Origin of the sequence: Agromyces albus, assembly GCF_004134825.1 — a bacterium.
GTDB lineage: Bacteria > Actinomycetota > Actinomycetes > Actinomycetales > Microbacteriaceae > Agromyces > Agromyces albus.
The window spans coordinates 1-840 of record NZ_SDPN01000106.1; the positions used below are offsets into that span (position 1 = coordinate 1).

Here is an 840-nt window from a genome sequence, read left to right on the forward strand (position 1 = left end):
CGGGCGTCCCGCTGCTCCGCCGGTGCCGCCCCCCGCGACGCCGCCGACGCCGATCCCGCCGGTTCCACCGGTCGCGCCGCCGGCCGCTCCCGTGTACCTGACCGAGGTTGAGCCTCCCGTGGGTCAGGCGGCGGTTCCCCCGACGCCGCCCGTCGCGCCGACGGCAGCACCGACTCCGGCTCAGGCCGCCCGGCAGGCTCCGCAGGCCCCGCAGGCTCCGCCCGTCACTCCGACGCCGGTGCCGCCTGCCCAGCAGGTGCCGCCCATCGCTCCGGCTCAGGACGCCCGGCCTCCCGCGGCGCCGATTCCGCCGGTTTCCCACGTACCCGAGACACCGCCCGGACCGGTCACGCCGACGGCGCCGTTCGCCCTCACCTGGGGCTCGAACGAACTGGATTCGGAGGACGCCCTCCGGGCTGCATTCCGCAACCTGTCGCAGCCGTTGACCCCATCGGATGCCACGACGCCGGCCGCCTCCACGTCTGCGACTCCCCCGGCGGCTGATCCGCCCGCGGTGCCGCCCGCCGCGCCTGCCGATCGCGTGCCTCCGCCCGAGTCGCCGTTCGCCGACTACACCCCGCCGCCGGTCGCCCGGCAGTCGTTCACGCCGGTGCAGCATCCGATCGCGCCCGACACCGCCCCTCCCACTTGGGAGGAGCGAGCGGCCCGACGGTCGCAACTGCCGAACTACGATGCCGAGCTCTGGTCGGCGCTCAACGAGCCCGATCCGGCTGGGCCCACGCCGCCAGCTTCGCCCGCCGCGCCACCCGCGCAGCAGGTGCCGCCACCAGTGCCGCCCGCGCAGCAGGTGCCGCCGCCCACTGCGCCGCCCGTGTGGCC

1 pseudogene is annotated in these 840 nt (G+C 77.0%); it reads left to right on the plus strand.

Going from position 1 to position 840, the window contains the following annotated elements:
* Positions 1-22: 22 nt before the first annotated feature.
* Positions 23-840 (plus strand): annotated as a pseudogene (locus ESP51_RS20805) (hypothetical protein); the annotation flags it as partial.